Origin of the sequence: Pseudomonas gregormendelii (genome assembly GCF_017114825.1) — a bacterium.
GTDB classification, from domain to species: Bacteria; Pseudomonadota; Gammaproteobacteria; order Pseudomonadales; family Pseudomonadaceae; genus Aquipseudomonas; species Aquipseudomonas gregormendelii.
Window position 1 is genome coordinate 1 of record NZ_JADEVO010000048.1, and the last position, 24,282, is coordinate 24,282.

Below are 24,282 nucleotides of genomic sequence, written 5' to 3' on the forward strand. Positions count from 1 at the left end.
TAGAGGTACACTTTTTCAACGCTGGCATTGGGACGCATCATGGTGATGGGCTCCTGAAGAAAATCGGGAGCACAGCATCAGCCGTCAGCTATCCGCTTGGAATGTGGGGTTCACGGAGCGGATACGGTAGATCGACACCTTGAAGACGCTGGAACGTCTGCATACCACGGTAAAAATGCCAGTGCTGAGGGTGTGCTCGGTCAGTTTCTTCAAGAAGTCAGAAAAGGTGCAATTGAGCGAGGTTCATACCTGCTCATTGAAAACTTCGACCGCCTGTCAAGAGACAAGATGGTTCGTAGTAATAAGATTTTTACAGACCTTTTATTTTCCGGTATCAAGATTGTCATCCTTGATAGAAACAAGGTCTATGACGCAGATAACCTTGATGTCGGCGACTGGATTAATGCACAAGTAGAGTTTGCACGAGCTAACGCAGAGAGTAAGCGGAAAAGCGATTTTTCAAGCAAGGCTTGGAAAGACAATCGTAAAAAAATGCGTGATGGTGAAATCGTCACTAAAAAAGTTCCGACGTGGTTAAAAGTTGAAAATAACACCTTCATAATTGACGAGGAAAAAGTAGAAAGAATTAGAACACTCTTCAAGCTTTCTTTGTCAAAAGGCCTACAAGAAGCAACCAAAGAATATAATCAGCTATTCATTGATAAAATTGCCATTCATCAAGCTCAGTATCTATTGAGCAATCGAAAGCTTATCGGAGAGCATAGCCCGCAAAAAATCCATTATGACGAAAATGGAAAGCTCATAAGAAAAGATGAAGGGGAACCAATCCCTAACTATTACCCAGCCGTTATTGATGAAGAGCTTTTTTTAAAAGCTCAGTCAGTCATAAAGTCAAGAAAGCCTTTCTCCGGCAGATACTCAAATCAACGATATAACGTCTTTCGTGACCTTATCTATTGCAAGTGGTGTGGTGGAACCATTAGATATATGAATAAAGGAGAAAGGGACTATTTCATTTGCACAAACTCGATGACCGGCAAATGTGATTTGAATAGCCATTTTGGTCAGCAATCCATTCGCGGCAAAAAACTTTTCAATATGTTTTTTCGCTTCACCGATGGAATAAATATCGGCACATTATTAGAAGAAAACTCCAATGCCGACGAAGTCAAAAACTCGATTATGAAGTTGGAGAACAACAGAAACAAAATCAACATCAGGCTTCATGATTTCAAATCTAAAATCAAAGCAATGATTATGGATGGCGAAGCCATTTCAGAAACTTACAATGAAATAATTATTGAATTAGAAACCTCCACTACCAGCATTGATGTAGAAATCGAAGACAAGAAAAAAGAGCTTGAACAAATTTTCTCATCTTTTAAATCATTCTATGACTTAAAAGATATTGATATTGAAAAAATCATTTATGACAAAACAGAGGAAGCAGTAGCGAAACGAGTTTCCTACAATAATGAATTGAAGAATATCATAAACCATATTCGCATTGACTTCTTAGAGACAGTAATGGAAATAGAGTTCACTAACAAAATCGTGAGGCTTGTTGGTGGTGATGGGAACGTTCTTGAATACGAAAAAGACTTTGTCCCCCCCGATGATTTCACAACCATCTATAACTATGACAAGGACTATATAAATCCAGACGCCTAGATTTTCACCAGATTGCTTTTTAAGGCTGCCTTTAAGGTGGCCTTTTTTTATTCCTACACCTTTCCTATACCAGTCCTAGGTAGTCTCCTAGGTAGCTTCCTAGGCACATCATCAAGAACTATTGTTCCTATACACTATTGAAAACTTTAAAACTTGAGTTAGCATAATAATATGAAGTCAAGAAAAAGAAGGCGAGCAATGGGAATGTATAGGACAAAACTTCGTTTTATCCTACCGCTCAAAAGTCTTCGACATTTTTCACTTACTTCCCTACTCGATTTTCTACACTTCGTTTGAAAATACAAAAGCAAAATCAGGTAGCTGCAATGCCTTCGGGCATTCCAGAAAAACACAAACCAATCACGAGGATAACTATGAGTAAGAAAAAAAGAAATGGTGAGCAATTCAATATCAGGATATCAAAAGAAGCAAAAGACAAAATTGTCGCCAATGCAAAACTGCTAGAAATTAGTCAAGCCAAGTATATTGAAAAATTAGCATTGGAAGGCTGCAAGGTAATTGAAATTAGGAATGATGAGTTTGTTAGCTACATGGAACAGCAAGAAGCAGTTTTAAATAAAATCGGCATTAACTTAAACCAAATAGCTGCCGCAATAAACTCAGGGAAGGCCAATATAATCGACTCTAATATGAGTATTTTCCAGAGTGCCATAAAAGCCTTTGGTATCTACTATTCAAAAATTGAGCAAAATACGCAAAAAATTGAACTAACAACATAAGGATAATATGATAAGGAAAAAACTCAGCACGCAGAAAAGTAAAGGCGAGACACAGAACACACTCGGGTATGGTTTGAAAAAATCTATTCTCATAGATAGCAACAGACTCCAAACCGGAACAACGCAAGAGTTCATTGAGTTCTTAGCGAAAAAAATTGATAAATCTTGTAAAGGTAAGCAGAGAAATACCAGCTTTCACGAAATGGTATCTTTTGACCCATCCGACAAAATCACACCCGAACAAGCCCTTGCCATAGCAAAAGAACTTTATTCAGATACTCACGGCTTAAACCGTGAGCACGCTTTTGCTGTTCATACAGATACTAAACAAATCCACGTTCACTTTATTTGGGCACCCAGAGATTTCAACAATAAAATATATAATCAGGTTGATGATTATCTCATCATAGAGCAGAAGCTAACTGAACTCGAAAAGAAACACGGACTACTTCAAGTCACTAACAGAAAATCTTTAAACCCCGACTTAGAAACAAAACCACAAGAGAGCAGGAACGAAAAAGCTCTTGAAGTCAGGGGTATCAAATCACACAAGAAACAATTCAAGTCCGAAATTGAAAAAGCTTTCATTGGTGTAACTACAACAACGGCTTTCCTTGCTAACCTTCACAAGCAAGGCTTTGACATTATCCCGAATGGACAAAACGCCTATTCATTAGAGAAAGAAGGCCAAGTATTCAAAGCCAGTGAGTTAGGTATTCAACACTCGAAGCTAAAAAACAAGCTTCAAGAACAGCATCAATTTAGTGAACTGATGGAGCACTATTCAAAAAAATCTCGTAGATACAATGAGGAATTAAATCTATCTACAAATGAAGATATTGAGTTTCTTAAAAAGAATAAATACAAAACCGTCCTTGAAAAGAAATTTACACATCAAGAATCCGGCAACAATGTGGAGCATTTCTTTAAAAACTCTACCAGCCAGAAGGCTTTTGAATACCATAAAGACCCTTCAAAAGTTACATTTCAAGACTTATCAAGGGACAGTGTAAAAGCTGGGCTTCAACGCCTAACAACTGACATGAAGAAGCCGGGACCGTTATATGTTCATGGCCCAGACTACGCAAAAAAGAAAATGTGGATGGAGTTCAAGATGATGAACCTTGAAGATAAGGGTTTCACATTGGCAGGATATAAACCTACGCAACAAGACTTGAATGAGCTTGAACAAAGAAAAGCTGACTATGAATTACAAGCTCAAAAATGGAAGGCCAAGAAAGCCATAGAAGAGCCTAAACCAGTCGAAACTGTCATTATTCCACCCGTCACGCCTACACCTGTTCAAAACGCCCCAGAGAAGCCGCCAGAGCCTATAAAGCAGGTTGAACAAGAACAGGTTGGACCTGCCAGTGACGACTTGATTGACGACTTGATGAAAGAGTTTGAGCCTATCACACAAGACACATCAACACATGTGCATCAAAAGGAACTTATCGCTGCACATGTTAAAAATGTAGAAAGTGATTTCCATATATTTATTGATGAATTGGTTAACAAGCATGACAATTACAAAGAAATTGAAATATTGAAATATGTTCGAGATGTTTTAGAGCAAAATGGAAATGTTATAGCTGACGCAGTTATTTACTTTGATATTACTGAAAAGATTGACCAGCTGGATGATGACGAGCGTGAGATATGTTCAGCTTATGTTCAAAAATTAATTGATGATGACGGCTCAGGTGCTCCAATTGATGGAGAGTTGAAACAGACAAACAAAAGAAAATTCAAATTGAAAATGTAAAAATAAAGCCCATCAGGGCTTTTTTATCTACGTTAAAATGGCAGTTCTTCATCACATAACGATAAGTCAGCAGTGATATTTTTCTCTGTTTCTTTTGGCTCAGACAATGGTTTTCCTCTTCTTTTTTCAAATTCAATTTCATACCCTGCTAGCTCACGTCCTTTTTTAATTGGCGTTGCACTCTTCAAAAAACCAATGCTTATTAGTTGCTCATGGGCTTTCTTGATGTTTTTTAAGACCTCCTTTCTATCGTATCCCTCGGAGTTCAGTCGTTTCATTATGCTTTCAATTTTAAACTCTACGGCAGCTTCGTATTTGTTTGTGAAGTAGAACATGTAAAGCATTTTTGCATAGTCGCCACTTATTTCTTTGAATTGGTCAAGTTGAAGATTAAAAATCAAGTCCGGGTCATGCTTGTAGAAATTTTCAAAAAACTTGCTGAAAGTTATCTTTATCTCCTCTCTATTTTCTTCGTTTTCTTCAACGTGGGTTAATAAATGGCATTTGTATGTGTTAGGGCCGTATGAAAATTTTAAGTAGAAATCAAGCATGTTATCAAGCGACTGCTTTAATTTCTCTATGTAAACCTTTTTGTTGCTCGGGTGAACCTTGTGAAACTTCATAAATTGATTGAGGTTGATTGTGAATGAAAGTTTTTCGGATTTTATCTTTTTTTGAAGAATGTAATAGAATACGTCAAAATCAAAACCCACTGACAAAGGGTAAAAACGCATCTCAACATTTTTATAACCATAAAGGCTGTCAATTTTTAACTCGGTTCTTTTGCGTTCGCCATTTTTAACTGATTGAAATATTGGTAAGTGAAGGATTGACTTGGCAAACGTCATGTATGCGTCTTGTGCGTAAATCTTTTTTTTGGTTTCAAGATGGTTAAATATTAACTCCATTTAGGCTCCTTTTGTTATTCTGCTAATACTATCTAATCATAGATTTGGAGTAAGTCAATAGAATAACGGACACCTAGTATTTTAATGCTACATATAACGACCACCTTATACTTCATATAACGCCCCCCTTATCACCATATAACGCCCCCCCTATCTGCATATAACGACCCCCTTATGCACCTGAAAATTTGCTTATTTTCAACCTAAAACAGCCCCCTTAAATACTCTTAATTACTTTTAAATACTTTTACAATCAAAATCAAAAGCCATGCCCCGTTCGGGGCGAAAAGTCAAAAGCATCTGGGAAAGGCGAACGAAGTTCGTAGATTTGAGTAGCGAAGCGAAGCAAATCATAAAACGTAGTTTTTCCAGTGCTTTACTACCGTGTGTGTGACACTTTGAAAATCATAAACCCTTTTCCCTATCGGATTGAACTGGGAATAAAGTCCAAAGCTTCTGGTAGCTTCGCTTTTAGAAAAGCAGCGAAATGCTCTTAAAAATACAAACTCACGTAAAAGACGTTTTTAGAGAGGGTAAGCGTTTTACGCTACCCTAATATCAATTAACTGAAATAATGAGTTTTATGGTCGTTTTTATAAGTTGTGTTTTATTTTCAAATCGAGTGGCAGGGTTTGAAATTTTTCATTCTTGGGGGTGGCCCACCCACACGTTTTTTGGTGAAATTAAACTGGGAGCGATTTTTAAGCGTATCGATGATTTTTATTCAGGTGGTTAGTTGCAAAACTCAATTAAGAAAAAGTCAAACAAGGTTGACCCGTAAATCCGAATAAGGTCGGACTATAAATATATTTTCGATTTGCTATTGACAGCGTTTTTTACCGTATATAAGCCATTAATTGATGGTTAGAAAAATCAAACTATCAATAATTTCATATAAAGGCATGAAAAAACTTTTAGATTTTTTTTGAAAATAGCATTTTAATGCTTGCCGTGCGAGGATGAGATTTGCGGTTGTAAAAGACTTGTTTTTGATTTAGCACAAATTTCATTTATGAATTTTCTATGTGCTCAATTTTTATGCTTGAACAAGTTCAAACACAAAAATCGACCTTGCTTGGAGTATGGACCTATCGCTGAATTAATCCAGCTACGATATTAAAAATCAGCATTCAGTGGGCATATTGAAACACTACTTATACGAATAGCTTTTTGCTCACCAAGAACATCATAAACACAAACCTTATTCATTCCATCAGCATATTCGCCCTTTAAAAATCCTTGTCCTTTGCCAAAGCCCGGCGAGCTGTCGCTGATAGAAATTTTGCAAATGTCTGTGGCGTTGGTTGTGTAAATTTCTCCATTATTATATTTACAGTAACGAACAGTCCCTTGAACCCCCATGTCTTGAACTAAATTATAGCTCCACGCATGTGCATGAAACGATGCCATTAAACCTAAAAATATAACCGCAGCCCTAGTTCCATTATTCATATAAACACTTCCAGAAATACACTATAAAAGAGCAAAAAGCTCATCATCATTCCACCCAAGAACTTTCTTTTTCGAGGCTTGGAAGTTATTAGCGGAGCGTTCCGCCATTTGACGTATTGCATTACCTCGCTCACGACGAGAAAGCTCTGGTTTATCATTTAAGATTTTATCATAAGCTTTTTGAAGTCTTCCATGGACATCATCAAACTCTAATTGAATAACATCGGCGACCCATTTTTCAAGTGTGATAGTTGTCTTTTCGCCAAGCTCGTTAATAATTTGATAATTAGTTTTACCGTCTGGATATTGAAACAACTCATGACCCATGCTTTCTATCCTATGTGGATGTGCGAGTAATAAGAGTCATCTTTACATGAGCACTGATGGGCTGACAAAGTTTTTCTGCGTCACGGAACCTATCGCTGAACATATCCAACCGTGTTCACACCCTCGGTAAGGGTTGATCGAGCGATCGAAAGGCAGGTCTGGGGAGTTGTTACGGGTGATGATGGTCTTCGCCGTTTCGAAGCGTACTTCCGTGCCTTGGGTGAGCGGTACTTCCTGGTACCAACCGTCGTCCTCGGCTATCGAACGGTTCGGTGCGAAACGATTGTGCGGGTTGGTGGCGGTGCCCCGGCCACGCGGCGGAAGTGGAGTAGCCATCGAAAGCGTCTCTTGAACTGTATGTCCATACAGTACATGGCGATGGCGCGTTCGACCAGTGCCATTGGGCGCCTGGCTATGATTGAGGGGTTCAGGTCATCTTGAGAAATATATCGCGGCTGGCGTGTTCATCAGAACTTTCAGTATGCTCCTGGTCCACGGAAGTGTTCAGACCCCAATTATTAAAAGGATTTAATAAATGTCTTTCTACAATCAGCGCGGCATCTTTCTTCAATTGCTGAGGCCTTCAGCCGTTAGTCCGATGGAAGTGCGGGTGTCCATGCAATTCGCGACAAAGGAGGAGGGCTATCATCCCGTAAATGGCGATAGAATCGATTACCTCTTGAAGTGCATCCAGCGTGAAGCCGTATCGAACGATGGCGGGATAACCTTCACTATGGGCCCAGGCCACTGTGATCTGGATGGCGACGGCGATTTCGACCCTCAGGACAAGGCCATTCTTCTGGCATTGGCTAAAGCGTATTCAAAAATCGTTAACCCCTGATGTAAGCATTACGCTGTTCTAACTATTTAAAAACGAATACTTGTCGAGCGGGTTCCCTGACTTTCGGCGCGAATCCTTGCGCCGTTTTTTTAATTCACGGTTCTTTGACAAATGCCTCACACATCATTGACTGGTCGGCAGTGAAACTGTGGTCAATTATCCACATCTGCCCCATGGTCGTTCGAGCATGTTCCTACCCAGTTTTTCACCTGCTGCATTTTTATGCTTTCTGGTCGCAATTTTCGGTTTCTCCTACGCTCATGCCGAAGACACGGGGTCGACGCGTCCGGAAGAATGGGCGCAACCGGTGGAAATTCGGTACAACCTGTTTCAGATGACCCCGACGCTATACCGAAGCGCGTTGCCAGATCGAGAGGCAGTGCCTCTACTGGGACGGCTCAAGGTAGCCACGGTCATTAACTTCCTGCCCGAGCCAGATTTGGGCTGGTTGTCATCACCTGGAGTCACCCAGGTACAACTGCCGTATCGGACTAATCACGTCGATGATGCGGATGTACTTAAGGTGCTTCGAACTATCCGCGATGCAGAAAGCAAGGGGCCTGTGCTGATGCACTGCAAGCATGGCTCCGATCGCACCGGTTTGATGGCGGCGATGTATCGAGTCGTCATCCAGGGGTGGAGCAAGGAGGAGGCCCTGGATGAAATGACCCAAGGCGGCTTCGGAGACAATTCCCATTACCGCGATGGTGTGCGTTACATCCTGCAGGCCGATACTGGCAAACTGCGTACGGCATTGGCCAATGGTGATTGCAGCACCAGCCCTTTCGCTGCTTGCTCGATGAAGAGTTGGCTCAAGTCGGCAAATGTAGAATAAACGCGCGCTGGGGGAGCAGTGCCACCCCATTCCCATTCACGGGTAAAGGGGTGGCGGTAACTCACTGTTGCTCGTCAGGCTTCTTTTTCAATTTTGGGTTCGGGAAAAACTGCACCGCCTGAACTTTCGCGTCCGCGACTTTCAGTGCTGAAGTGTTGACCCGAGTGCCCAATTCCCTGGGCACTGACAAGCCTTGTTCATTGAGGGTGTCGGCATAACCGCAGGCCACACATTCTCGATGGGGAACGTCGTTTTCGCTCCACATCATCAGCTTGTCCGGCTCGCTACAAGCCGGGCAAACTGCGCCGGCGATGAAGCGTCTCTTGGTAATCACAGGCCCCTCGCTCATGCTGCTGCGCCCTCACTCAGGCCGCTGTGGCGTAAGAGTGCGTCAATCGATGGCTCACGGCCACGGAAGTCGACGAACAGCACCATAGGCTCCTGGGAACCGCCGCGTGCCAGGATCGCCTCGCGGAAGGCGCGACCGGTTTGTTCATTGAGTACGCCGTCTTCTTCAAATTTGGAGAAAGCGTCGGCGGACAACACTTCAGCCCACTTGTAGCTGTAGTAACCCGCCGCGTATCCGCCGGCGAAGATGTGCGCGAAGCTGTTGGGGAAGCGGTTGTAGGCCGGTGGACGCATCACCGAGACTTCGTCACGCACCCCTTCGAGTACTTGCAGTACGCTGCGGCCATCACCGTGGGTGGCGTGCAGCTCGAAATCGAACAGCGAGAACTCCAGTTGACGGACCATCATCAGCCCGGACTGGAAGTTTTTCGCGGCCAGCATTTTTTCCAGCAGGTCCTGAGGCAACGGTTCGCCGGTCTCGTAGTGACCCGAGATTAATGCCAGCCCTTGGGGCTCCCAGCACCAGTTCTCCATGAACTGGCTTGGCAGTTCGACCGCATCCCAGGCCACACCGTTGATGCCGGATACGCCGGCGTGTTCGACGCGGGTCAGCAGGTGGTGCAGACCGTGGCCGAATTCGTGGAACAGCGTGGTCACTTCATCGTGGGTCAACAGGGCTGGTTTGCCACTGTCGGCTGGCGTGAAGTTGCACACCAGGTTGGCCACGGGATTCTGTAGCAAACCGTCAGCGGTGCGACGACGATCACGGGCACCGTCCATCCAGGCTCCGCCGCGCTTGTTGGCGCGGGCATACAGGTCGAAGAAGAACCGGCCCACGTGCTGACCATTTTCCTTGATTTCGAACAGGCGTACATCCGGGTGCCAGGTGTCGAAACCTTTCTGCTCGGCGATCTCAATACCGTATAGGCGCTGCACGATTGCGAACAAGCCGCTGAGTACTTTGTCGATCGGGAAATAGGCGCGAAGTGTTTCCTGGGCAACGCTGTAACGTTGTTCGCGCAGTTTTTCCCCATAGAAACCGCTGTCCCAGCTTTGCAGGTCCGGGCAGCCTTGTTCGGCGGCGTAGGCCTTGAGCTGTTCGAGGTCCTGGGCAGCGAAAGGCTTGCTGCGCTTGGCCAGGTCGCGCAGGAAGCTGATTACCTGGTCGCTGGACTCGGCCATTTTGGTGGCCAGGCTCAGTTCTGAAAAGCTGGCGAAGCCCAGCAGTTTGGCGAGCTCCTGGCGCAGGTCGAGGATTTCTTCCATGACCGGGCCGTTATCATTCTGGCCAGCATTCGGGCCCTGGTCCGAAGCACGGGTGCAGTAGGCGGCGTAGACTTCTTCACGCAGGGCGCGGTCGTGGGCGTAGGTCATCACCGCGTAGTAGCTCGGGAATTCCAGGCTGATCAACCAGCCATCCAGCCCCTTGGCCTGCGCGGCGGCGGCCATCTGCGCCATGGCGGAATCCGTCAGGCCGGCCAGTTTGGCCTCATCGGTGACGTGCTTGGTCCACGCCTGGGTGGCGTCGAGCAACTGGTTGGAGAAGCGGCTGCCCAGCTCCGACAGCTTGCTCTGTACATCAGCGTAACGCTTCTGCTCGGCTTCGGGCAGGTCGATGCCCGACAGACGGAAGTCGCGCAGCGAGTGTTCCAGGATAGTTTTCTGCGCAACGTCAAATCCTTCAGCTTCCGGGCTGTTGGCCAGGGCTTCGAAGGCCTGGAACAACTCGCGATTCTGGCCCATCTCGGTGGAGTAGGCGCTCAAGGCTGGCAGGCAGGATTCGTAGGCTTCGCGCAATTCAGCGCTGTTGCACACCGCATTCAGGTGGCTGACAGGGCTCCAGGCGGCGCCCAGGCGATCGTTCAATTCGTCCATCGCCAACACCAGGCCGACCCAGGTCGGTTGTTTGCCCTGGGTCTTGAGGATCTCGATAATGGCGGCGCGGTTATCCGCCAGGATCTGTTCAATGGCCGGTTGCACGTGCTCGGCACGGATCGCGGAGAACGGCGGCAGGTCGTAGGACTGCAAAAGAGGGTTGTTCACGCTCACGGTTGGCACCTTGGCTGGAAGAAACATTGCCCCATCTTAATTACAATCGACGCCGACCGCAGCTATCAGCAACAGAGAGAGAGCCTATCGTGACGCTTCGCAAGTATCAGAACCACACGCCATCGCTGTGCAAGGGCGCTTTTGTCGACAGTTCGGCGGTGGTTATCGGTGACGTCGAAATCGGCGAAGACAGTTCCGTCTGGCCGCTTACGGTGATTCGTGGCGACATGCACCGCATCCGCATTGGTGCGCGTACCAGCGTCCAGGATGGCTGCGTGCTGCACATCACCCATGCCGGCCCGTTTAATCCTGATGGCTTCCCGTTGCTGATCGGCGACGACGTGACCATCGCCCACAAGGTCATGCTTCACGGGTGCATTGTGGGCAGCCGGGTATTGATTGGCATGGGCAGTATTGTCATGGACGGCGCGGTGGTCGCCGATGATGTGATCATCGGCGCAGGCAGCCTGGTGCCTCCGGGAAAACGCCTGGAAAGCGGTTTTCTGTATGTCGGCAGCCCGGTGAAGCAGGTTCGTGAGCTGACTGACAAGGAACGCGCTTTTTTCACCTACAGCGCGGCGAACTACGTGAAGCTCAAGGAGCTGCACCTGGCTGAAGGCTACGACCAGCTCTGACCCGGCACACTCAACTCAGGATTGCACATGCATTACCAGAACGTTTTGTTCGACCTCGATGGCACGCTGACCGACCCTCGCGAGGGCATCACCCGCTCGATTCAGTTCGCCTTGGGCAAACTTGGGATCGATGAGCCCGATCTTTCCCGGCTTGAACACTTTATTGGTCCGCCATTGCTGCAGGCCTTCATGCAGTTTTACGACTTCGACGAGCCCAAGGCCTGGGAGGCGGTGAATTTTTACCGTGAGCGCTTCAAGGTCACCGGATTGTATGAAAACAGGGTCTTCGACGGGGTTACACCTCTGCTGGAAACCCTCGGCGGGCAGGGCCGCCAGCTGTATATCGCGACCTCCAAACCATGGATTTTCGCCCGTGAGATTGCCCGGCATTTTGATTTCGCCAAACATTTCAAGGTGATCTACGGCAGTGAACTGGACGGTACCCGCACCAATAAGGTCGAGCTGCTTGCTCACCTGATGGCCGAAGAAGGTCTGGACCCGACCACCACCCTGATGATCGGCGACCGCAAGCACGACCTCATCGGCGCGCGCAGCAACGGTCTGGATGCGGCTGCGGTGGGGTATGGTTTCGGCAGCCGTGAGGAGCTGAGTGCACAAACCCCTGCTTATCATTTTGAAACGCTGGATGAGCTGCATCAGGCGTTTTTGCGGGGTTAAACAGTACGCCATCGCTGTAAAGGCTTGCCCGCGATGGCGTACTTGCAGCGCAGCTGCAAATTCTCATGGTCCTGCCAACACCTTCAGCGCCGTCTTGCGCTCTGCCACTGGCAGTGCTCCGAGTTTCTCTGCGGCCGCATAAAAAGCAGGCCAGTCCCCATGCGCCTGCCGGAACAGCGCCTCGAACGCCGGCACCCATTGGTCATACAAGCCGAATGGCAGCAACCGGGCGTTGTTCAGCGGGGCGTTTATCCAGGCGTCATAGCGTTTGTCTCCTGCCCACTGGCTGTCGCGGATCTTGCGGTATTCAGCGCGTAACCGTTCAAATTCTGCCGCCTTGCGCTGGCGCATCTGTTCAGGTGTGAGAGGCAGGGTGTAGAGCTGTTCGAGTCGCGAGCGGGTCGCCAGTACCAGTTCGATGAATTGATCACGTTGCCGGGCCTGTGCGCCGTTATCCGGCGGCAGGCGACGCAAGGCGCGCCATTGCCTGGTGCCTTCCTGCTCCACGAATGTCGCAAATGACTCGTTGAATTCCGTGTCGTCTTTGACATAAAGACGTTGATGGGCGAGCTCGTGGAAGATCAACGTGGCCAGCCGCTCGTCGCCCCAATTCATCATGGAGCTGATGATCGGATCGTTGAACCAGCCGAGCGTCGAATAGGCCTCGACGCCGCCAATCGAAACGTCCATACCTTGCAGTCGCTGCAAGGCAGCCTCGCCGCGGGCTGCACCCTGGCTGTAGTAACCGCGATAGGCCACGCAGCCGGCAATCGGAAAGCAGTGATTTTGCGCTGCCAGGGAAAACTCCGGTGTGGCAAAGACGTTCCAGACCACAAACGGGCGACCGATGTCGGCATACAGGCGGTAACTCTGGTTGTCCGGCAGGCGCAGATGATCGCTGGCAAACGAGCGGGCCTTTTGCGACTGGGTCAGATGCGCGCGCAGCTGCTGATCGCGCCGGGGATCGGCGATCACCTCGGACACTGGCTCCCGAGAGCGCAACAGCTGCAACTGTCCGCTGGCCAATTGGCTGTAATAGCTGACGCTGGCGCAGCCATTGAGCAACAAAAGCAGCACACCCGGAAACAAAATGCGTAAAACGCGATCAAGTAACCCATGGCTTGGAAAAGGCCTGATCAAAATAAAATTATTCCTGGAAAGTCTGCCCGCAAGACTATCCCGCCGCACTGGAGCTCCGCTATGCGCAAATTGATGCTGACGGGCGGCCTGTTGATGCTGACAGGCTGTGCTGGATTCGGATTGCCTCATCACGATCCATCCCAGGCTTGGGTCGACCTCGACTCGCAGCAGGAAGACACCGCGCTGCAAGCATTGCAGGTCGATGCCAAAGCTTCCACAGACAAGCGTTACTTCGAGGTTGAGCCCGGCAGCCACGAATTGACCGTGCGTTATCAGTTTCCGGTCGACCCTGCCAACATCGGTCCTGACGCCGAGCCGTTGTGGCGCGATTGCCAACTGCATGTGAAATTCAAGGATTTCAACGCCGGCGAACGCTATCAGCTGCAAGCGGGCAACATCGGTTTCAGGCCATGGGCCAAGCTCTACGATCAACAGCGCAAAGTCGTAGGCCAAGGTGCACCGGCAGGCTGCCAGCGCACTTGATCGGCGCTATGCTGAATGTCCACGCCCAAGGACATTTATAATGCGCAGGTTGCTGCTATTGCTCGCCGCCAGTGTCGTCGCCGGTTGCCAAAGCCCGATGCCAGCCATCAATCCGCAGATGGCGTGGGTAGACTTCGCGACGCCGAGTCCTGGTGGCAAGTTGCTGATGGCCGAGCGCCTGGATAAGCAGCGGTTGCGCGATGGCCGCTTCTTCCAGGTCGCCCCCGGCAGTCATGAACTGCTGGTACGTTTCGACTTCGAGGTATTTGGCGGCGGCGGGAGCCTGATGACCGGGCCGGTAGAGCGCCTGTGTTACCTGACCATCAACTACGACCATTTCGAGGCTGGCCAGCGTTATCTGCTGGAGGCCCGGAATCTGGCGTTCACCCCCAGCGCCAGGTTGTACAACGCCAAGCGCGAGATCGTGGCCGAGGACCGGGAGGTCAACTGCCTGATGTAGTCGGATCAGTTATCGTTCTTTTGGTACACGATGGCTTTGGTGCCGTTTTCGCAGGTACCCACAACCATGGCCACGTCATGCTTCTCGGCTTCTTCCCGGGACACGATTTCAAGGGTGTAGGAAGGCACTGCATTGGCCTGGATCTTGATTTCGATCTCTTTCCTGAGTTCTTCGCAATCCTTGGGCGCCGCCATGGCCGAAGTCGCCAGTGCACCGCAGATGATCGCCAAGGCAAAACGTTTCATGTGAAGCTCCTTTTCTGGCAGCGCGCACGGTCGTGCGCTAGAGCTGCTGTCATTTATTCGACCACAGTTTGACCTGGCTGGTTTTGTTTCAGGACAAAAAAATCGCAGCCCATGGCCGCTTCTACCTGGGTAAAAGCGACTGCGGGCTGCGATCATTGTCACGCCTGGGCCAATTTAGCTCACCAGGGTCGCATCCAGAGTAATCTTGGCATTCAGTACTTTGGACACTGGGCAGCCTTCTTTGGCCTTATTGCTCAATTCTTCGAACTGCTCCTGGGTGGCGCCCGGGATCTTCGCCTTCAGGATCAATTTCACCGCCGTGATCGCAAACCCCCCATCAACCTGGTCCAGGGTCACTTCGGCGTTGGTATCGATGCTGTCAGCCTTGAGCCCGGCATCGCCGAGGATCATCGAAAAGGCCATGGAGAAACAACCTGCGTGTGCCGCACCGATTAATTCCTCCGGATTGGTACCTTTACCGCCTTCGAACCGGGCCTTGAAGCCATACGGAGCTTCGCGCAGTACGCCGGTTTCCGTGGAAATCGAGCCAATACCGGTTTTCAGGTCACCTTCCCAATGAGCCGATGCTTTCTTTGTGATAGCCATGTCTGCCTCCTCAAGATCGGGCGCGAATCGTCGCGCCTTCGTGGTTTTCGGTTGCTAGGGTTCTGAGGATAGACGCAGGTGCAAAGTTCACCCGATCTGAAAAGTCCTACCATTTTCGTAGGTTTTTTTGCCTTGGCTATTGAATCTCGGGTATATGCCCTCATTGCATGAATCACGCTTATGGATTCGGCAGGTTTTCGTTCGCAAGAAAAAACCTGCTCCCCCCGATTGGAGAAGCAGGTTTATGAAACGATTGACCGACATAAAGTTTTCGACCCTGGACCTTGTACCTGTAAGGGAAAATGGCAGTGCGGCCCAGTCCCTGCGCAATTCCCTCGACCTGGCACAGCATGTCGAAAAGCTCGGCTACAACCGCTTTTGGGTGGCCGAACACCACAACATGGACGGCATCGCCAGTTCGGCCACCTCGGTTTTGCTGGGTTACCTGGCAGGTGGTACCTCGACCATTCGTGTCGGTTCCGGCGGCGTGATGCTGCCCAACCACGCGCCTCTGGTGATTGCCGAACAGTTCGGCACTCTGGAAAGTCTTTACACCGGCCGTATCGACCTCGGTCTGGGGCGTGCGCCTGGCTCCGATCAAATGACCGCCCGTGCCCTGCGGCGGGAACGTTCCGGCAGCGCCGACGATTTCCCGTCTGACGTGGCGGAGCTGATGCGCTACCTGGGCCCCCGCACGCCGGATCAACGGATCATCGCCATGCCTGGCACGGGCACAAATGTTCCGGTGTGGCTGCTGGGTTCAAGCCTGTTCAGTGCGCAACTGGCCGGTGAACGCGGTTTGCCCTACGCCTTCGCTTCCCATTTCGCACCGCGCTTCATGCATGAGGCGATTCGCGTCTATCGCAATCATTTCAAGCCTTCTGCGGTGCTGGACAAGCCTTACGTGATGCTGGGCGTGCCATTGGTGGCTGCCGATACCGACGAGCAAGCCGATTACCTGGCGACGTCGGTCTACCAGCGAATCCTCGTGCTGATGCGGGGCCAGAGCCTTGTGCAGCGTCCACCGGTTAAAACCATGGACGGTCTGTGGTTGCCCCATGAGAAGGAGGCAGTGGCTGATTTCCTCGGCCTGGCGATGGTTGGCAGCCCGCAGAAAATTCGCGCCAAACTGGAGGTGCTGATCGAGCAAACCCAGGCGGATGAGCTGATCTTCACCTGCGACCTGTATGAACATGCCGATCGCGTGCATTCCTACGAGCTGTTGGCGCAGGTCATGAAAGGCTGACACTCAGACGCCAGGCGTAAAAAAGCCGACGCCATTGCGTCGGCTTTCAGTGCGGCGCAACCCGCTTATTTCTTGTAGACGATTTCCTTGGCGCCGCCTTCGCAGGTGCCAACAACCTGGCCGCCAGCCGCAGCGCCTTTATCGACAATTTCCAGCGAGTAACCAGAAACGCCCTTGGCATCGAGCTTCGCGGCGATTTCGGCTTTGAGCTCTTCGCACGGTTTGCCAGCTGCGAATGCTGTACCGGCGAGGCTCAGCAGACCTACCGCCAAAATAAACTTCTTCATCGGATGCATTCTCTGGTCGGATAATAGGGGCACCCCGGTTTCACAGGGGGGCACTCATGTAGCGCTTTTGCCATTCCCTATGGCATTCGGCCAGCGCGCAAGTTCAGAAGACTAGCTCAAACTCAGCTGCTGGCAATCCGGAAGCCGACCTTGAGTGTTACCTGAAAATGCGCGGCCCGACCATTCTCGATATGCCCACGGGTCTCGGTCACTTCAAACCATTCCAGGTGCTTGATGGTCTTGCTTGCTTCGGCCAGTGCGTTGTTGATCGCGTCTTCGATGCTGGTGGCAGATGAGCCAACCAGTTCGACTTTTTTGTACGTATGGTGATCAGTCATGGCGTTCTCCTTGGGGTATGAAATACAGACTAGCAGTGAATTTTCGTATTACTTCTGTCGGTCAACTCGATACAGAAGTTCAGATTTACTGCACTTTCTCAAACGGCTGTAGTCCCAACCAACACACGCCACTCATCATCAATGCAGGAGAGCCACCATGGCCAACACCTCTTTACGTAAAGCCTCATTGCAAAGCATGGAAGCCGAGATCGAGAGTCTTCTGAAGTCTTTGGAAAGCCTGAAGGACGACGCCTCGGACGAGTCGCGCAAAACCCTGAAAGTCTTGAAAGCCAACGCTGAGAGCGCGCTGAAGCACTCGCGCCACCTGCTTAGCGATGCCTACGAAGAAGTCAAAGTCAAAACCCGTGAAACCGGGATTGCCACTCGTGACTACGCTCAGGAACACCCTTGGACCACAGCCGGTGTCGCTGTCGGTGCACTGGGTTTGCTGGCCGCTTATCTGCTGTGCAAACGTGGTGACTAATCCGCTTGGCGCAGCTCGTTTTTAAGCCACTGCGCCAACTGCCTGGCGCGCCCGTCTGCGGCGCGCTTGGGTAACCACAACGCCAGTTGCGCCGTCGTTTCAGTGAAACCCCATGGCGCAACCAGGCGACCCGCCTTCAAGTCTTCGATCACCAGCGGTTCGGGTGCAATTGCCACGCCCAGCCCTGCTACTGCCGCCTCCAGCAAATAATACAAATGCTCAAAACCCTGTCCGTACGTCAGCGCCTTGGCGTTGAGGTCGCTTTGCTGTGCCCAGCTTGGCCATGCTTGCGGGCGGGAGGTGGTGTGCAATAACGGCTCACCGAGCAGTGCGCTGGCCGGCGCATTCTGCAAATGTGCATAACCGGTGAAGCGCGGGCTCATCACCGGGCCGATCCGTTCACTGGCCAGGGCATACACCTGCATGTCCGTTGGCCAGGGTGGCTCGGCGAATACCAACAAGGCATCCAGCCCGGGGCGCCGTGGATCGAGGTCACCTTCGCCCGCTGAAAGGTGCAGGCGCAGGTCCGGCAGGTCTGCATTCAGTCGACCCAGGCGCGGAATGAACCAGCGCGCCAACAGGCTCCCCGAACAGCCCAGCACGAAAGGCGCGTCGGCGGTGCTTTGAGTCAACTCTGCGCAAACTGTCCGCAAGCGCTCGAACGCTTCACTGCTGGCATCGCGCAGTCGAACGCCTGCATCTGTGAGTTTCAAGCCACGACCGTCCTTGATGAACAGGCTGACGCCCAGATGCTCCTCGAGTACCTTCAATTGCCGGCTAACTGCCCCGTGGGTGACGTGCAACTGCTCGGCAGCCTGGCTCACGCTGTTCAGGCGCGCAGTGGCCTCGAAGGCGCGAAGGGCATTTAACGGCGGGAGGTCATGGCTCATGGGATATGTGAGTTTTCCTGACAGGTTGTAGCGATCTTATCGGTTTTCAGTGCAGGGCGTCAGGGGTAAAGTGAGCGTCATTGTCATCACACGAATTCAACTGGAGCAACTCATGACCCAGACCAATCTGCGCAGTGGCCCCGATGCCAGCGGCCTGTTCGGCGGCTTCGGCGGCCGTTACGTTGCTGAAACCTTGATGCCGTTGATCCTCGAGCTGGCCCGTGAATATGAACTGGCCAAGGAAGATCCGGCCTTCAAGGAGGAGCTGGCGTACTTCCAGCGCGACTACGTCGGTCGTCCGAGCCCGCTCTACTACGCCGAGCGTCTCACTGAGTTCTGTGGCGGTGCGAAAATCTATCTCAAGCGCGAAGAGCTGAACCACACTGGCGCGCATAAGATCAACAACTGCATTGGCCAGATCCTGCTGGCGCGGCGCATGGGCAAGAAACGCATTATTGCCGAGACCGGTGCCGGCATGCACGGCGTGGCGACTGCCACGGTCGCGGCGCGTTTCGGTCTGGACTGCGTGATCTACATGGGCACTACTGACATCGAGCGTCAGCAGGCCAACGTGTTCCGCATGAAGCTGCTGGGTGCCGAAGTCATTCCAGTCGTTGCCGGTACCGGCACTTTGAAAGACGCGATGAACGAGGCGCTGCGCGATTGGGTGACCAACGTCGATAGCACTTTCTACCTGATCGGCACGGTGGCTGGCCCGCACCCTTACCCTGCCATGGTGCGTGATTTCCAGGCCGTCATCGGCAAGGAAACCCGGGACCAGCTGCAAGCCCAGGAAGGCCGCCTGCCAGACAGCCTGGTGGCGTGCATCGGCGGTGGTTCCAACGCGATGGGCCTGTTCCACCCGTTCCTCGATGACCAGAGCGTGGAAATCATCGGCGTTGAAGCGGCCGGTCACGGGATCGAAACCGGCAAGCACGCGGCAAGCCTCAACGGTGGGGTTCCAGGTGTGTTGCACGGCAACCGCACCTTCCTGCTGCAGGACGATGACGGCCAGATCATCGACGCTCACTCGATTTCCGCTGGCCTGGATTATCCCGGTATCGGTCCGGAACACGCCTGGTTGCATGACATCGGCCGCGTGCAGTACACCTCCGTGACTGACGACGAAGCCCTGGATGCATTTCATAAGTGCTGCCGCCTGGAAGGGATCATTCCTGCGCTGGAAAGCGCCCACGCCCTGGCTGAAGTCTTCAAGCGTGCGCCGAAGTTGCCAAAAGATCATTTGATGGTGATCAACCTGTCCGGCCGTGGCGACAAAGACATGCAGACTGTGATGCACCACATGGAGCAGTCCCAACACATGCAATCCAAGCAGGAGAAACACTGATGAGCCGCCTGCAAACGCGTTTTGCCGAACTCAAGGAACAGAATCGCGCTGCCCTGGTGACCTTCGTCACCGCCGGCGACCCAAGCTATGACACTTCGCTGGCGATCCTCAAGGGGTTGCCTGGCGCGGGTGCCGACGTTATCGAACTGGGCATGCCGTTTACCGACCCGATGGCCGATGGCCCGGCGATCCAGCTGGCCAACATTCGTGCCTTGGGCGCTAAACAGAACCTGGCGAAAACCCTGCAGATGGTTCGCGAGTTCCGTGAAGGCAATGCTGAGACCCCGCTGGTGTTGATGGGCTACTTCAACCCGATCCACATGTATGGCGTGCCGCAGTTCATTGAAGACGCCAAAGCTGCCGGCGTGGATGGCCTGATCGTGGTTGACCTGCCGCCTGAGCATAACGGTGAGTTGTGCGATCCGGCACAGGCTGCCGGCCTGGATTTCATCCGCCTGACCACGCCGACTACTGATGATGTGCGCCTGCCAACGGTGCTGAACGGCAGCTCCGGTTTCGTGTACTACGTGTCGGTAGCCGGTGTGACCGGTGCGGGCGCGGCGACCCTGGAACACGTGGAAGAGGCTGTTGCTCGCCTGCGACGCCATACCGACCTGCCGATCAGCATTGGTTTCGGCATCCGCACGCCAGAGCAGGCGGCGGCGATCGCGCGTCTTGCGGACGGTGTAGTGGTGGGTTCGGCACTGATCGATCACATTGCCAATGCCTCCACACCTGACCAGGCGATCGATGGCGTACTGAGCCTTTGCGCAGCCTTGTCCGAAGGCGTGCGCAAGGCTCGAGTCTGACGCCTGTCAGCGGCTTTTGCTCAAGGCAGTTCCAGCCCTCCGGCTGCCTTGTGCAATTTGCGTAAATGTTCGCCAACCTGCTTCAGGTTGGCCTCATTCTCCGCCATCTCTGCTGCCCGGGCCGGGTCCAGCAGGGCTCTGACTTCCTTGTCCAGATCGCCGGTCAGCGCCTGAAGCTGTTTCTGCCGAAGGCTGCTTTCCGATTCAAGGCGCTGCCACTCGCTTGGCTGCGGCAATCCGTAACCGCCAGTACCCAGCAATTCTGCCGGGCGGCTTAGAAACCCGCTGTTGGCAAGAATCTGCTGCAGCGTGGCGTTGGCCTTGTCCATGCCGCCGTTCTTCAATTCCCGCGCGCCCAGATAGCGTTGCTTGACCTCATCCTGCGCCAGCACCAGTTGTTGCCGGAACGCTGCCTGCTCGAGCAGCAGCAGGGCGGCACTGGTGCGCAGGTCCGCCTGGTCGATCCACTGGCGCCGCTCTGTAGCCTTGATCGCCAGCCAGTCCTCGACGTTCTCCTGCTTGATTGGCAAATGCTTTTTCAGCACCTCGAACATCGCCTGGTAGCGGTCGCGGAACGAATCGAAGCGATAGCCCAGGCGCAAGGCCTCGCGCGGATCATCAAGGACGCTGGTATCGGCCAGCCCGCGACCCTTGAGCACTTCCAGCAACCCATTGGGCATGATGCTGTCCAGGCCCACCAATTGCTTGTTGTTGGTGCCACTACGTAGCAGTTTCAGCCCTTCCACTGCACAGTTGTTGGACAGGAAGAAGTAGTTGCCGTCGTAACTCCAATGCATCTCGGCCGCGTGCTCGACCACCTCTTCGATCTCTTTGCGTGACAGGGTCAGCGGGATCGAGGCCAGGCTGCGTAACTCGGTCTTGGTGTATTCGTCGATCACTTGGGCTAGCGGCAGCACGAACAGGCGTGACGGATACTTGCCGACCAGCCCGTCCCAGCTCGATAGCTGCACGTCGCCGACGAAGGCGCGGTACGACAGCACCAGGTGTTGATCAAGATCCAGGCGGCAATCCGGCCCCCGCGGTCGCCCCGGCGCGCAGATCACCAGGCGCAACATGCTGTGGCCCCAGCGACTGACCCAGTTCTGATTGGCTTCGGCCAGCAGATAGTCCACTGCGTAAACCCGCTCCGGGTCTACCTGACCCAGGGGTTGCTTGGCGAAATCGTTGCCTGCATTGAGGAAGGCGAAAGATTTGGCGCAGGTCTCCTTGGCAGCGGGGGCCCAGCCAAAGTGTTCCTGGTAGTAGCGATAGAGCGCCGGGCGACGGCAGGCGTAGCTTGGGTCGAGGAGGAAATACTCCATGTTGACCGCCACAAACTCCTTCGGGCTGCTCGTCTCGTAAATGTCCGGGCTGCGCGCGATCTGCCGATTGTGCTGTTCACGCTCACCACGGCGACCGACATATTGTTGCCAGCCAGCAAGATCAAGCAGGCGTGGATCATCGCTGAGGGTGAAGCGGCGGTCGTTCTGGCCGCGACACTCGTCTGGCATGCCGACCAGCCCGGCACTGCTGTTGCGCCGGGTGCAGCGCTGGATCAGCGTGCGTTCGGTCCCCGTCCACAGACGAGAGCGGTCATAGATGTGCGTGAGCTCGTGCAACACCGTGGCGAGTATCTCCCGGCGCACGGTGCCGTGGGGACGATAGGTTTTTTTGCTGGCGGCACTGCCGTCCGTGAGGCTGTCGAGCAGGTTGCGGTTCAGGTCGAGCTCAGAAACCAATGAAGCCTGGCCATAGGCATTGACGGGCATGTCGTCAGTCCAGCCAACGTCGATGCGACGGTCCAGTTGCTGGATGAACTGTGGCGGTAACGCCTGCATGGCTTCATCAAGGAGCGCCTGGCTGGCCTGTTGTTGTGCGGGGCTCAGGCCTGTGGTCTTGAGCCGTAATTGCAGGTCAGCCTGAGCCGTGTTGCCAAGCAGCAACACGATCCCGGCCAGCAGCCAGGCGCCTACCGACCTCACAGTGCGAGGATGGCTTCGGCGAGAACCTGGTCACTGGCGTCGCGCGCTTCGGGCACGCGGGTACGCAAGGTATCGAAGGCGGCTTCAAGGTGTGCTCCGCGAATGTCGCCATTGCTGGCCACAAAACTGGCGGCATCGTCATGGGCTTCGCGAACAATTTTCGAATCACGGATCGACGTGGTGGTGTCCGAGGTGAAATCGAGCGTGCGCTGGCTGGCACGAATAACAATATTACTGGTGGCTACCAGGGTTTGCGCCTGGGCCAGGTCGGCCAGCAACAACAGGCCAAGGGTGGCGGCAATCAGCGGGTTACGCATGGAACGACTCCGGAAGGACAAGGATAACTATTGGACGAGAATTGCCTGCGCCAGTTCAAGGTCGCTTGCATGAAGTTTTGGCCGTGTATGGCGCAGATAAACCAGTGCGGACTCCAGGCGCGCGCCAAGCAATGCTCCATCGGTGGCGATGAAAGCGGCAGCGTCATCCTTTGCAGCGAGCAGTAGCTTACGGTCGAAGGGGGCCGAGGTCACCATGCTCGTGGCATAGCCGCTGGCTACGATGCCCTGGGTGGACAGATTGAAGGCGTCGTAGGCTTGGGCAGATCCCGACCAGCCAATGGCCATTAATACCGGAGTGATCAACAGATTTGAAAGAAAACGCATGAGGCTCGATAGTTGGAAAACGAGTCCGAAGGCTAGCGTAATGCCTGTTTTAGAGCCAGCGCGGAAACAATGGGACACGACTTGCGCGCCCCATGGCAGTCATCCGAGTCAGATGGTCAGGATAGCCTGGGCCAGTTGTGCGTCGGTTGCGTTCAGTTGAGGTGCCTGGTGGCGAATGTGGTCCAGAGCACTTTCCAGCTTCACGCCACGGATCGAACCTTCGCTGGCTACGAAACTGGCAGCGTCATCGCGCGCGGCACGGACGATCTTGTCATCTCGGAAAGAGGAGGTGACGTCGGAAGTCGCATCGGAAGTGGCTTTCAGTGCACCGACGACGGCATCGGTGGTCACGATGAAGCTGGTGGCGTGGGAATTGGCAGCCACGGCGAGCAGGGCTGCAGCGCTGAGCAGACGAAGACGGGACATGGTGTAACTCCTTTAAATGAACCGGATTGGGAGGTGGCTTGTTTAATGGGACGTCTGTTTTGCAGCGTTCGCCACGTTCCCCTTGGATATTAGGCCGGGGTGGGCTGGTTCGAACAGTCCAGCGCCGAAGAAACCCTGCGTAGGCGCTGCCGAAGGTTGCGATCTGTTGATCTTTGTTTCGCCACGCCAACGTCAAAAGATCGCAGCCTTCGGCAGCTCCTACAGAACTGTACTTGCAGTATTCACTGATTAAGAAACTGTACTTGTTGAGTTTTTCAGGGGCCTGAAACGACAAAACCCGTCGCGGTTTCCGGCGACGGGTCTTGTTTGTGCAATTCGGGTTGCTGGCGGTGGACCCTGCAGGTCAGAGCCAGCGACGCTACTTAGCGCCAGAACGGCTTGCTCAGCTCTTCGTAGCGTTGTGCTTCGCTAATCCCGGCATCAGCCAGCAGACGCGAATCCAGACGAGCCAGTTGATGGCGGCTGGAGATGCGGCGCTGCCACAACATCAGGTTGGCGATAACGCGAAGAGGCATCGAAGCCTGGGTTTTTGCAGCGGTATCTTCGAAGAACAGTTCGGAACTGAGTGTACGTTCCATGGTTGACATCCTTCCGCTTGTGGCGGGATTAGGTAGTGGTTTAACTGATGCCAATGATCCTCTCGTT

Annotated in this window: 29 protein-coding genes and 1 pseudogene; 13 read left to right on the forward strand and 17 right to left on the reverse strand. The window is 52.3% G+C overall.

The features are described from left to right. Positions 1 to 96: 96 nt before the first annotated feature. From IMW75_RS23900 to IMW75_RS23910, 3 genes are all read left to right on the forward strand, one after another. On the forward strand, positions 97 to 1,632 hold the full coding sequence (locus IMW75_RS23900) for a recombinase family protein (RefSeq protein ID WP_205893939.1): 1,536 nt from the start codon (positions 97 to 99) through the stop codon (positions 1,630 to 1,632). Positions 1,633 to 2,006: 374 nt separating this feature from the next. Continuing rightward, positions 2,007 to 2,372: a plasmid mobilization protein gene (locus IMW75_RS23905; RefSeq protein WP_205893940.1), complete on the forward strand. Its 366-nt coding sequence runs from the start codon at positions 2,007 to 2,009 to the stop codon at positions 2,370 to 2,372. Positions 2,373 to 2,445: 73 nt separating this feature from the next. Beyond that, positions 2,446 to 4,137 carry a relaxase/mobilization nuclease domain-containing protein gene (locus IMW75_RS23910; RefSeq protein ID WP_205893941.1) on the forward strand — a complete coding sequence of 564 codons (1,692 nt, stop codon included), beginning with the start codon at positions 2,446 to 2,448 and terminating at the stop codon, positions 4,135 to 4,137. 32 nt (positions 4,138 to 4,169) lie between these two features. On the opposite strand, the gene IMW75_RS23915 is transcribed toward IMW75_RS23910, so the two are convergent. The 4 genes and pseudogenes from IMW75_RS23915 to IMW75_RS23930 form a co-directional block, all read right to left on the reverse strand. After that, a complete protein-coding gene (locus IMW75_RS23915) occupies positions 4,170 to 5,045 on the reverse strand; it encodes a hypothetical protein (protein ID WP_205893942.1) in 876 nt (291 codons plus the stop codon). A gap of 1,116 nt (positions 5,046 to 6,161) precedes the next feature. Continuing rightward, positions 6,162 to 6,497, reverse strand: coding sequence for a hypothetical protein (locus IMW75_RS23920; RefSeq protein ID WP_205893943.1), 336 nt, complete (start codon positions 6,495 to 6,497; stop codon positions 6,162 to 6,164). Positions 6,498 to 6,518: 21 nt separating this feature from the next. Continuing rightward, positions 6,519 to 6,824: a hypothetical protein gene (locus IMW75_RS23925; RefSeq protein ID WP_205893944.1), complete on the reverse strand. Its 306-nt coding sequence runs from the start codon at positions 6,822 to 6,824 to the stop codon at positions 6,519 to 6,521. Positions 6,825 to 6,926: 102 nt separating this feature from the next. Beyond that, positions 6,927 to 7,160: pseudogene (locus IMW75_RS23930) on the reverse strand (PA0069 family radical SAM protein); the annotation flags it as partial. Between the two features lie 199 nt (positions 7,161 to 7,359). On the opposite strand from IMW75_RS23930, the gene IMW75_RS23935 reads away from it, so the two are divergent. Together IMW75_RS23935 and IMW75_RS23940 are read left to right on the forward strand one after the other, a co-directional pair. Next, complete coding sequence (locus IMW75_RS23935) at positions 7,360 to 7,665, forward strand: hypothetical protein (protein WP_205893945.1); 306 nt, start codon at positions 7,360 to 7,362, stop codon at positions 7,663 to 7,665. A 187-nt stretch (positions 7,666 to 7,852) separates the two neighbouring features. Beyond that, entirely contained in the window at positions 7,853 to 8,500 is a 648-nt protein-coding gene (locus IMW75_RS23940; RefSeq protein WP_205893946.1) for a phosphatase domain-containing protein, read from the forward strand. 61 nt (positions 8,501 to 8,561) lie between these two features. On the opposite strand, the gene IMW75_RS23945 is transcribed toward IMW75_RS23940, so the two are convergent. Further along, positions 8,562 to 8,849: a YheV family putative zinc ribbon protein gene (locus IMW75_RS23945; protein ID WP_045059090.1), complete on the reverse strand. Its 288-nt coding sequence runs from the start codon at positions 8,847 to 8,849 to the stop codon at positions 8,562 to 8,564. After that, positions 8,846 to 10,924, reverse strand: a complete 2,079-nt coding sequence (gene prlC / locus IMW75_RS23950) for an oligopeptidase A (protein ID WP_205893947.1) — start codon at positions 10,922 to 10,924, stop codon at positions 8,846 to 8,848. The genes IMW75_RS23945 and prlC overlap by 4 nt, the downstream gene beginning before the upstream one ends. Positions 10,925 to 10,986: 62 nt before the next feature. On the opposite strand from prlC, the gene IMW75_RS23955 reads away from it, so the two are divergent. Together IMW75_RS23955 and IMW75_RS23960 are read left to right on the forward strand one after the other, a co-directional pair. Next, positions 10,987 to 11,532, forward strand: a complete 546-nt coding sequence (locus IMW75_RS23955) for a gamma carbonic anhydrase family protein (protein ID WP_205893948.1) — start codon at positions 10,987 to 10,989, stop codon at positions 11,530 to 11,532. A 27-nt stretch (positions 11,533 to 11,559) separates the two neighbouring features. Next, complete coding sequence (locus tag IMW75_RS23960; RefSeq protein WP_205893949.1) at positions 11,560 to 12,210, forward strand: HAD family hydrolase; 651 nt, start codon at positions 11,560 to 11,562, stop codon at positions 12,208 to 12,210. A gap of 63 nt (positions 12,211 to 12,273) precedes the next feature. Here the strand turns inward: IMW75_RS23960 and IMW75_RS23965 are convergent, their stop codons facing one another. Further along, a complete protein-coding gene (locus IMW75_RS23965) occupies positions 12,274 to 13,350 on the reverse strand; it encodes an aminopeptidase (protein ID WP_205893950.1) in 1,077 nt (358 codons plus the stop codon). Between the two features lie 60 nt (positions 13,351 to 13,410). Here IMW75_RS23965 and IMW75_RS23970 point away from each other — a divergent pair, with 60 nt between their 5' ends. Together IMW75_RS23970 and IMW75_RS23975 are read left to right on the forward strand one after the other, a co-directional pair. Next, positions 13,411 to 13,833: a PA0061/PA0062 family lipoprotein gene (locus IMW75_RS23970; RefSeq protein WP_122840854.1), complete on the forward strand. Its 423-nt coding sequence runs from the start codon at positions 13,411 to 13,413 to the stop codon at positions 13,831 to 13,833. Positions 13,834 to 13,873: 40 nt separating this feature from the next. Then, positions 13,874 to 14,293, forward strand: coding sequence for a PA0061/PA0062 family lipoprotein (locus IMW75_RS23975; RefSeq protein ID WP_201147186.1), 420 nt, complete (start codon positions 13,874 to 13,876; stop codon positions 14,291 to 14,293). 5 nt (positions 14,294 to 14,298) lie between these two features. Here the strand turns inward: IMW75_RS23975 and IMW75_RS23980 are convergent, their stop codons facing one another. After that, a complete protein-coding gene (locus tag IMW75_RS23980; protein WP_045059084.1) occupies positions 14,299 to 14,538 on the reverse strand; it encodes a DUF1161 domain-containing protein in 240 nt (79 codons plus the stop codon). A gap of 174 nt (positions 14,539 to 14,712) precedes the next feature. Beyond that, on the reverse strand, positions 14,713 to 15,144 hold the full coding sequence (locus IMW75_RS23985; protein WP_205893951.1) for an OsmC family protein: 432 nt from the start codon (positions 15,142 to 15,144) through the stop codon (positions 14,713 to 14,715). Between the two features lie 244 nt (positions 15,145 to 15,388). Here IMW75_RS23985 and IMW75_RS23990 point away from each other — a divergent pair, with 244 nt between their 5' ends. Beyond that, positions 15,389 to 16,390, forward strand: coding sequence for an LLM class flavin-dependent oxidoreductase (locus tag IMW75_RS23990; protein WP_205893952.1), 1,002 nt, complete (start codon positions 15,389 to 15,391; stop codon positions 16,388 to 16,390). Between the two features lie 65 nt (positions 16,391 to 16,455). On the opposite strand, the gene IMW75_RS23995 is transcribed toward IMW75_RS23990, so the two are convergent. After that, positions 16,456 to 16,677, reverse strand: coding sequence for a DUF1161 domain-containing protein (locus IMW75_RS23995; RefSeq protein WP_045059081.1), 222 nt, complete (start codon positions 16,675 to 16,677; stop codon positions 16,456 to 16,458). A gap of 122 nt (positions 16,678 to 16,799) precedes the next feature. Continuing rightward, positions 16,800 to 17,015, reverse strand: coding sequence for a dodecin (locus IMW75_RS24000; protein ID WP_045059080.1), 216 nt, complete (start codon positions 17,013 to 17,015; stop codon positions 16,800 to 16,802). 157 nt (positions 17,016 to 17,172) lie between these two features. On the opposite strand from IMW75_RS24000, the gene IMW75_RS24005 reads away from it, so the two are divergent. Beyond that, positions 17,173 to 17,499, forward strand: coding sequence for an ElaB/YgaM/YqjD family protein (locus IMW75_RS24005; RefSeq protein WP_045059079.1), 327 nt, complete (start codon positions 17,173 to 17,175; stop codon positions 17,497 to 17,499). Here the strand turns inward: IMW75_RS24005 and IMW75_RS24010 are convergent. Continuing rightward, a complete protein-coding gene (locus IMW75_RS24010; protein ID WP_045059078.1) occupies positions 17,496 to 18,389 on the reverse strand; it encodes a LysR family transcriptional regulator in 894 nt (297 codons plus the stop codon). The genes IMW75_RS24005 and IMW75_RS24010 overlap by 4 nt on opposite strands. A 112-nt stretch (positions 18,390 to 18,501) precedes the next feature. Here IMW75_RS24010 and trpB point away from each other — a divergent pair, with 112 nt between their 5' ends. After that, positions 18,502 to 19,737 (forward strand): tryptophan synthase subunit beta, encoded by a 1,236-nt coding sequence (trpB, locus tag IMW75_RS24015; protein ID WP_122840849.1) that lies wholly within the window; start codon positions 18,502 to 18,504, stop codon positions 19,735 to 19,737. Further along, entirely contained in the window at positions 19,737 to 20,546 is an 810-nt protein-coding gene (gene trpA / locus IMW75_RS24020; RefSeq protein ID WP_045059076.1) for a tryptophan synthase subunit alpha, read from the forward strand. Before trpB ends, trpA begins: the two co-directional genes overlap by 1 nt. A 20-nt stretch (positions 20,547 to 20,566) precedes the next feature. On the opposite strand, the gene IMW75_RS24025 is transcribed toward trpA, so the two are convergent. From IMW75_RS24025 to IMW75_RS24045, 5 genes are all read right to left on the reverse strand, one after another. After that, positions 20,567 to 22,528, reverse strand: coding sequence for a DUF7844 domain-containing protein (locus IMW75_RS24025; protein WP_205893953.1), 1,962 nt, complete (start codon positions 22,526 to 22,528; stop codon positions 20,567 to 20,569). Continuing rightward, positions 22,525 to 22,845 carry a DUF2388 domain-containing protein gene (locus tag IMW75_RS24030; protein WP_045059074.1) on the reverse strand — a complete coding sequence of 107 codons (321 nt, stop codon included), beginning with the start codon at positions 22,843 to 22,845 and terminating at the stop codon, positions 22,525 to 22,527. Before IMW75_RS24030 ends, IMW75_RS24025 begins: the two co-directional genes overlap by 4 nt. A 27-nt stretch (positions 22,846 to 22,872) precedes the next feature. Next, positions 22,873 to 23,190 (reverse strand): DUF2388 domain-containing protein, encoded by a 318-nt coding sequence (locus IMW75_RS24035; RefSeq protein WP_205893954.1) that lies wholly within the window; start codon positions 23,188 to 23,190, stop codon positions 22,873 to 22,875. Between the two features lie 108 nt (positions 23,191 to 23,298). Continuing rightward, on the reverse strand, positions 23,299 to 23,616 hold the full coding sequence (locus IMW75_RS24040) for a DUF2388 domain-containing protein (RefSeq protein ID WP_045059072.1): 318 nt from the start codon (positions 23,614 to 23,616) through the stop codon (positions 23,299 to 23,301). Positions 23,617 to 23,999: 383 nt separating this feature from the next. Next, positions 24,000 to 24,215: a DUF1127 domain-containing protein gene (locus tag IMW75_RS24045; RefSeq protein WP_007902752.1), complete on the reverse strand. Its 216-nt coding sequence runs from the start codon at positions 24,213 to 24,215 to the stop codon at positions 24,000 to 24,002. Positions 24,216 to 24,282: the final 67 nt, after the last annotated feature.

Bases quoted from the DNA above. Each gene is read 5' to 3' on its own strand.
- IMW75_RS23905 (WP_205893940.1), top strand. From the start codon at position 2,007: ATGAGTAAGAAAAAAAGAAATGGTGAGCAATTCAATATCAGGATATCA.
- IMW75_RS23915 (WP_205893942.1), bottom strand. From the start codon at position 5,045: ATGGAGTTAATATTTAACCATCTTGAAACCAAAAAAAAGATTTACGCA.
- IMW75_RS23920 (WP_205893943.1), bottom strand. From the start codon at position 6,497: ATGAATAATGGAACTAGGGCTGCGGTTATATTTTTAGGTTTAATGGCA.
- IMW75_RS23925 (WP_205893944.1), bottom strand. From the start codon at position 6,824: ATGGGTCATGAGTTGTTTCAATATCCAGACGGTAAAACTAATTATCAA.
- IMW75_RS23935 (WP_205893945.1), top strand. From the start codon at position 7,360: ATGTCTTTCTACAATCAGCGCGGCATCTTTCTTCAATTGCTGAGGCCT.
- IMW75_RS23940 (WP_205893946.1), top strand. From the start codon at position 7,853: ATGTTCCTACCCAGTTTTTCACCTGCTGCATTTTTATGCTTTCTGGTC.
- IMW75_RS23945 (WP_045059090.1), bottom strand. From the start codon at position 8,849: ATGAGCGAGGGGCCTGTGATTACCAAGAGACGCTTCATCGCCGGCGCA.
- prlC (WP_205893947.1), bottom strand. From the start codon at position 10,924: ATGTTTCTTCCAGCCAAGGTGCCAACCGTGAGCGTGAACAACCCTCTT.
- IMW75_RS23960 (WP_205893949.1), top strand. From the start codon at position 11,560: ATGCATTACCAGAACGTTTTGTTCGACCTCGATGGCACGCTGACCGAC.
- IMW75_RS23970 (WP_122840854.1), top strand. From the start codon at position 13,411: ATGCGCAAATTGATGCTGACGGGCGGCCTGTTGATGCTGACAGGCTGT.
- IMW75_RS23975 (WP_201147186.1), top strand. From the start codon at position 13,874: ATGCGCAGGTTGCTGCTATTGCTCGCCGCCAGTGTCGTCGCCGGTTGC.
- IMW75_RS23980 (WP_045059084.1), bottom strand. From the start codon at position 14,538: ATGAAACGTTTTGCCTTGGCGATCATCTGCGGTGCACTGGCGACTTCG.
- IMW75_RS23985 (WP_205893951.1), bottom strand. From the start codon at position 15,144: ATGGCTATCACAAAGAAAGCATCGGCTCATTGGGAAGGTGACCTGAAA.
- IMW75_RS23990 (WP_205893952.1), top strand. From the start codon at position 15,389: ATGAAACGATTGACCGACATAAAGTTTTCGACCCTGGACCTTGTACCT.
- IMW75_RS23995 (WP_045059081.1), bottom strand. From the start codon at position 16,677: ATGAAGAAGTTTATTTTGGCGGTAGGTCTGCTGAGCCTCGCCGGTACA.
- IMW75_RS24000 (WP_045059080.1), bottom strand. From the start codon at position 17,015: ATGACTGATCACCATACGTACAAAAAAGTCGAACTGGTTGGCTCATCT.
- IMW75_RS24005 (WP_045059079.1), top strand. From the start codon at position 17,173: ATGGCCAACACCTCTTTACGTAAAGCCTCATTGCAAAGCATGGAAGCC.
- IMW75_RS24010 (WP_045059078.1), bottom strand. From the start codon at position 18,389: ATGAGCCATGACCTCCCGCCGTTAAATGCCCTTCGCGCCTTCGAGGCC.
- trpB (WP_122840849.1), top strand. From the start codon at position 18,502: ATGACCCAGACCAATCTGCGCAGTGGCCCCGATGCCAGCGGCCTGTTC.
- trpA (WP_045059076.1), top strand. From the start codon at position 19,737: ATGAGCCGCCTGCAAACGCGTTTTGCCGAACTCAAGGAACAGAATCGC.
- IMW75_RS24030 (WP_045059074.1), bottom strand. From the start codon at position 22,845: ATGCGTAACCCGCTGATTGCCGCCACCCTTGGCCTGTTGTTGCTGGCC.
- IMW75_RS24035 (WP_205893954.1), bottom strand. From the start codon at position 23,190: ATGCGTTTTCTTTCAAATCTGTTGATCACTCCGGTATTAATGGCCATT.
- IMW75_RS24040 (WP_045059072.1), bottom strand. From the start codon at position 23,616: ATGTCCCGTCTTCGTCTGCTCAGCGCTGCAGCCCTGCTCGCCGTGGCT.
- IMW75_RS24045 (WP_007902752.1), bottom strand. From the start codon at position 24,215: ATGGAACGTACACTCAGTTCCGAACTGTTCTTCGAAGATACCGCTGCA.